Below are 6,624 nucleotides of genomic sequence, written 5' to 3' on the forward strand. Positions count from 1 at the left end.
ACAGGGCCGGCATCAGCCGACGGTCATGGTGGCCTTGATGGCACCCTCACGGACCAGTTCGTCGGTTACCTTGTCCACGGCACGCCGGCGCGGGCGACGATCTCGTCGACTTCGGCGCGGGTGGTGGTCAACGGCGGCGCGAAGCCAGGATATCGCCCTGGGGCATGGCGCGAGCGATCAGGTTCTCGTCCAGCGCCGCGGCGGCGATACGCGGACCCACCTTGAGCGCCGGGTCGAAATGCTCGCGGCGAGCCGGATCGACGGAGAACTCGAGGGCGGCCAGCATGCCCACCCCACGCACGTTGCCGACGATCGGGCTATCGCCGAAGGCGGCCTGCATCTGCTGCTGCAAGTAGGCGCCGGCCTCGGCGGCGTTGGCGGTAAGCCCTTCGCGCTCGATGATCGCCAGGTTGGCCAGACCCGCGGCACAGCCCAGGGCGTGGCCGGAGTAGGTCCAGCCATGGCCGATGGGGCCATACTCACCGGCGCCCTGCTCGAGCACCTGCCAGACGCGGTCGCCGACGATCACGCCGGAGAGCGGCTGATAGGCGCTGGTCAGGCCCTTGGCGACGGTGATCAGGTCGGGCTTGATACCGTAGTAGTGGCTGCCGAAGTCGGCGCCGATCCGCCCGAAGCCGCAGACCACCTCATCGGCGATCAGCAGGATGTCGTACTTGGCCAGCACCGCCTGGATCTCCGTCCAATAACCTTCCGGCGGCGGCACGATGCCACCGGTGCCCAGCACCGGCTCGCCGATGAAGGCAGCCACGGTGTCGGGCCCTTCGACCAGGATCATCTCCTCGAGCTTACGTGCGCAGTGCTTCGAGAATTCGCGCTCGGACATGCCTTCCAGTTCCGCGGCACGCTGGTAGTAGAATGGCGCCTCGGTATGACGGATGGTGTCGATGGGCAGATCGAAGTGGTCGTGGAACGCCTTGAGCCCGGTCAGCGAGCCCGAGGCGATGCCGGAGCCGTGGTAGCCACGCATGCGCGAGATGACCTTCTTCTTCTGCGGCAGGCCGCGCACGTTGTTGTAGTAGCGCACGATCTTGAGCTGGGTCTCGTTGGCATCACTGCCCGACATGCCGTAGTAGACCTTGGACATGCCGGGGCCGGCCAGCTCGAGAATCTTCTCGGAGAGCGCGATCTGCGGCTCGTTGGAGTGCCCCACATAGGTGTGGTAGTAGGAAAGCTCCAGCGCCTGCTGATAGATGGCCTCGGCCACCTCGGTGCGCCCGTAGCCGATGTTGACGCAGTAGAGCCCGGCGAAACCGTCGATGAACTCGCGGCCGTCCTTGTCGACGATATGGATTCCCTTGCCGCCGGTGATCACCCGACCCGGCGCATCGCCATGGGCGAAGTCACGCAGATGGGTGGAGGCGTGGAAGGTGACCTTGCGGTCGCGGTCGATCAATTCCTTGTGCTGCTGGCTCATTGCGTTCTCTCTTATTCAAGGGCTCCCCGCTCCGCCGGGGAGAATGTTCACAAGACTCATACCTGGGGGTACATCGCCGCCATGCGACGACTCGCGATGCCCTCGGACGAAACCCTGAGGCTTCGCTTGCGGCTTGCGCGTCGAATCGGAACAAGGTCCCTCTTGCCGATTCTCGATCGACATCCCTGTCGATCGCCGCGCGCCGCTGCGCTTGCCTCAGCGTCCTCGGGTAGATATCACTCGATGTCGCATCCCGGCTGAGTGTCTTTCTTTCGCCTAGCTTCCGGATACAGAGCCCAGGCCACCAAGACAGTAATACTTCGTCTCCAGATACTCATCGATACCGGTGATGCCGCCCTCGCGGCCCAGGCCCGACTGCTTGACGCCGCCGAAGGGCACGGGCGGGCCGGTCATCTTCACCGAGTTGACGCTGACCATGCCGAACTCCAGCGCCCGCAGCATCTTCCAGATGCGGCGAATGTCGTGGGTATAGACATAGGCCGCCAGGCCGTATTCGGTGTCGTTGGCCATCTCGATCGCCTGGTCGTCGTCACTGTACGCGGTTACGCCGGCCACCGGGGCGAAGTTTTCCTCGCGCCACACCTGCATCTCCCGCGTCACACCGGTGAGAAGCACCGGCATGAAGAAGTTGGTCCCGGCGCCTGGCCCTGATCGCCGGCAACCAGGGTGGCGCCCCGGGAGATGGCGTCGTCGACGATGGCCGCGGCCTTGTCCACCGCCTGGCTGTGAATCAGCGGTCCCAGGTCGATCTCGCTCTCCAGGCCGTTGCCCACGGTCAGCGCCGCCATGCGCTCGGTAAAGTGTTCGACGAACTCATCATGGATCGACTCGTGCACCAGGATACGGTTGGCCGCCAGGCAGTCCTGTCCGGCGGTCTGGAACTTGGCTGCCACGGCAGCGAAGGCCGCTTCCTTGGGGTCCATGTCCGGCCCGACGATGAAGGGCGCATTGCCGCCGAGCTCCATGGAGAGCCGCTTGACGGTTCCCGCACACTGCTCGATCAGCAGCCGCCCAACCCGGGTGGAACCGGTGAAGGAGAGTGCCTTGATGCGCTCTTCGGCACAGAGGAGTTTCGACACCTCGGGCGCATCGCCCAGCACGACGTTGAAGACGCCCGCCGGGATACCGGCCCGCTCGGCCAGCTCGGCCAGGGCCAGCGCCGAGAACGGTGTCTCGCCGGCCGGCTTGACGATCACCGGACAGCCCGCAGCCAGGGCAGCTGCAGCCTTGCGAGTGATCATCGCCAGCGGGAAGTTCCAGGGTGTGATCAACGCGGCGATACCCACCGGCTCCTTGAGAGTACCCAGCGCCGCATTGGGGATGTGGCTGGGAATGGTCTCGCCGAAGGTACGCTTGCCCTCCTCGGCGAACCAGCGTACGAAGCTGGCCCCGTACTCCACCTCGCCACGGGCGTCCGGCAGCGGCTTGCCCTGCTCCAGGGTCATGATGGTGGCCAGGTCCTCGCGGTTGGCCTGGAGCAGGTCGTACCAGCCAGAAGGCGCTCGCAACGCTCGTCGGCACGCAGGGCCCGCCAGTGAACGAAGGCTGCCTCGGCGGCATCCACGGCTTCACGAATCTGATGCGCTTCCAGCCAGGGAATATGCCCGATGGCTTCGCCCGTTGCCGGATCGAACACGGCTTCTTCGCGGCCGCCCTCGCCATGGGTCCACTTGCCATTCACATAGGCATACTGGCGGAACAGGCGTGGATCATCGAGTCGAGCGGACAGCGTCTTGGACAATTTCATGGGTACCTCCCCTGACACCGGCGCGTACTGGCTGAATCCTGGCCGGTGATGACAAATATGGCGGGCAGCCATTGGCTGCCCGATGTCTACAGGGTAAGGGTTAAGCGGGATCAGGACTTTCCGATCATCAAGGCGCCCGATACGGTTTTTTTTGTCCTGACGGGCGGAAGTGCCGTTTTTTCTGCACCCCGCCCAGGAGTCTTAGCCCGCAGGAGGCTCCTTCAACGCCTCCTCGGTAAAGACCAGCAAGCCGAGCTCCGGCCGGTAGCCGTGGATTTCGGTGACATCCAGTGCCTGCAGGAAGTAGAGAATGCCTTCGCTGACCACCTGCCCCGGCACCAGGACCGGGAAGCCCGGCGGATAGGGAATCACGAAGCTCGCCGACACCACGTCGCGTCCCGCTCGCATCTGGCCCTGCAGCTCACCGTTGTCGAAGCGCAGGTACTCGGTGTTCTCCTCGTCGTAGCTGAGGAAATAGGCCCTACGGATATCACCCTCCGGCGTGGCGCTCTCGGCATCAGGGCGAAAGGCATCGTGAAAGCGGCTGAAATCGGGCAGCGGCGGCAGGTCCTGGGTCAGGGAGTGGACGCGGTTCTCGATGATCTTGCGCTCCGGCCGGCTACTGTCCTCCCAGAGATTGTCGAACTCCTTGGCCAGCTTGATCAGCACATCCAACAGGTAAGCGATGGACCCTCGGGTGGTGCCGATGTTGGTCATGAACAGCACGGTGTTGCGCGAGGTCTTGTTGATCTGGATACCGTACTTGTTCATCAGGTATTCGTTCTTGAAGGTGTCACCATCGATCCCGGTGGTGCCGATGGCAATGGTGATGCGGCTGGGATCGACCACGAACTCGTCCCGGGCCCAGGCTTCCTCCATCTTGTTCCAGCCCGTTACCGGGTCGTAGTAGGACTCGACGCCGGACTCCCGGTACTCCGCCGGCACCATGTCCTTGTTCTTCAGTACCCGGAAGTATTTCTGCAGCAGAGGGTGGCTGTAGAGTTGCTCGCGCAGCGAAAGCGCCGCCTCCACCTGGGCGTGAACCAGCTCGAAGCCCTCCATTTCCGCCTGCATGCGCCCCACGTCCAGCGAAGCGACGATCTGGTAGTTGGGCGAGGTGGAGGTATGGGTCATGTAGGCTTCATGGAACGGCGCTTCGACCTTCTGGCGATAGTCCTGGTCGAAGACGTGGATCATCGAGCCCTGGCGCAGCGACGTCAGGGTCTTGTGGGTGGAGTGCGTGGCATAGGCGCGGATGCGTACCTGGTCGGGATCGGGCATCAGCCTGCGTTCCAGCCAGGTGGCGTCGTCGTCCGGATCCAGTTCGTCGAACTCGGCCTTCCAGGCGGCGTACTCCTCCCGATACTTGTCGCTGCGATAGCGCTCTCTCAGGGTGCGCGCGGCATGCATGGCGGTACGCGGCCGATAGGTGGGGTTGAAAGAGGCGAAGGCGAACCAGGCCTCGTCCCACAGGAACACCAGGTCGGGCTTGATCGCCAGGCACTCCTCCATCACCCGCCGCACGTTGTAGACCACACCATCGAAGGTGCAGTTGGTCAGCAGCAGCATCTTCACCTTGTGCAGCTGACCCGAACGCTTGTAGCCCAGCAGGGTTTTCTTGATCTCGTGCAGCGGCACTGCGCCATACATCGAGTAGTCATGCAGCGGATAGGAGTCGAGGTAACTGACGTGGGCGCCAGCCAGCACCATGCCGTAGTGGTGCGATTTATGGCAGTCCCGATCGACCAGCACGATGTCCCGTGGCTTGACCAGCGCCTGGACCACGATCTTGTTGGCCGTGGAGGTGCCGTTGGTGACGAAGAAGCTCTGTCGGGCACCGAAGGCACGGGCCGCATACTCCTGGGCCTTCTTGATCGGCCCGTAGGGCTGCAGCAGCGAATCCAGCCCACCCGAGGTGGCCGAGGTCTCGGCGAGGAAGATATTGATGCCGTAGAAGTCGATCATCTGCCGCCCAGTGGGATCGGGTCGACCGATTCCCCGGTCGAGATGGGCATGGCGTGGAACACCCCGGTGGGCTTCTTGCTGTACTCGCGCAGGGCATCGAAGAACGGCGTGCGGTAGCGGTTGTCGATGGCCCGCAGGATGGTGTGGTGCTGCTCGATGTAGTCCGTCTCGCGATAGAAGATCCGGTTGAAGTAGCGGATATCGCGACTCGCCGTGGCCTCCACGTCGCCGCTGGTGACCAGGAACTGGTCGATCTCGGGCCTCAATTCGTGAATCATCGAGCTGAGCAGGATACTGCGCTCGGCCTCGGTCTGGTTCTCCAGCTCCTTCTCCGACAACCCCTCCAGGTAGTTGCGCAGCGCGCTCAGGTTGTATTTCGACTTGTAGGGAAATTCGTAGCGGATCAGGCAGGCCTGGATATTGGGATTGACCAGCACCGCGATCAACGCATCCTCGAAGCTGCGCACCGTGACCACGTCGTAGACGAACTTGTCCTCGGGGCGACGCATGTTACGGAAGGCCTCCCGCACCACCTCCTCCTCCTGGGGGGAGAGGTTGTCGACGATCAGCAGCTCGAAGTAGGGCTGGGCAGCGCTGTTGGATGCCGGGTGGCCACGCCGCAGCTGGGCCAGGGCATCCAGGGTCTCCAGGTCTTCGGCATTGGCGTCGCTGTCGCTGAGATCGACATGGCGGCGACGATAGGATTCGCTGATCAGTGCCCGCACCAGGCGCTTGACCACTTTCTCCAGCAGAACGTATTCGTCACGGTCGAAGAGCGACCAGAGATGACGAAAGTCCTCCTTGGAGGGGAAGGCGTGGTAGTCCTCGATGATCTCCAGCCGGGTCAGCTTGACGTCGATGGCCTTGATCAGGTTCTTGGCCCGGCTCTCGTCGTTGAGCCTGACCAGAATACCCAGGTCCCGCTTGAGTGCGTTCCAGGTGTCGGCGCGCAGCTGTGAGATCTTGTGATAGAAGCCCAGCGCCGTATAGGCCGTTTCGGGCACCGTATAGGACGATTCGGATTGACTGGTCTCTTGCATGACGACACCCCATCCCGTTCGTTATCGATTGTTGTCGGCCGGCCAGACAGTGCCCGATAGCCTCAGCCGGTATTCAGGCCGCGCGCGCCGTAGCGCACGGTCAGTTGCTGCTCCGGAAAATGCTCAAAAGAGAGCTTCAGCCACATGCCCGGCCAGTGATATTGGGCATGCCCCGCCCGGGGCCGGTAGACCGCGGTGTAGACGGTACCCAGGCCGCGCCGGTAGTCGTGGCGAAACAGCGGCGGCGAGAAGAACGCCGAGACCAGTCGCTCCTCGGTGGTGCTCTCGTCGTCCACCAGGATCGACAGCTGCCGCTCGCGAATCAGGGTCTCGGAGGCCAGGGCATGGGCATACCACTCGATCTTCTTCTGGTGGTTGGTGGCCACCGGTACGCGGCGAATGCTGGCACGCTGGTC

2 protein-coding genes and 3 pseudogenes are annotated in these 6,624 nt (G+C 63.4%); all 5 read right to left on the minus strand.

The features are described from left to right. Window positions 1-12: 12 nt before the first annotated feature. Window positions 13-1,435 (minus strand): annotated as a pseudogene (locus Q427_RS25205) (aminotransferase). Between the two features lie 276 nt (window positions 1,436-1,711). Further along, window positions 1,712-3,203: pseudogene (locus Q427_RS25210) on the minus strand (NAD-dependent succinate-semialdehyde dehydrogenase). 201 nt (window positions 3,204-3,404) lie between these two features. Continuing rightward, complete coding sequence (locus Q427_RS34850) at window positions 3,405-5,168, minus strand: aminotransferase class I/II-fold pyridoxal phosphate-dependent enzyme (RefSeq protein WP_231613913.1); 1,764 nt, start codon at window positions 5,166-5,168, stop codon at window positions 3,405-3,407. Continuing rightward, window positions 5,165-6,208, minus strand: a complete 1,044-nt coding sequence (locus Q427_RS34855; RefSeq protein WP_231613914.1) for a hypothetical protein — start codon at window positions 6,206-6,208, stop codon at window positions 5,165-5,167. Before Q427_RS34855 ends, Q427_RS34850 begins: the two co-directional genes overlap by 4 nt. A 62-nt stretch (window positions 6,209-6,270) precedes the next feature. Next, window positions 6,271-6,624, minus strand: a pseudogene (locus Q427_RS32825) (hypothetical protein); the annotation flags it as partial.

Source organism: Halomonas sp. BC04, from assembly GCF_000568385.1.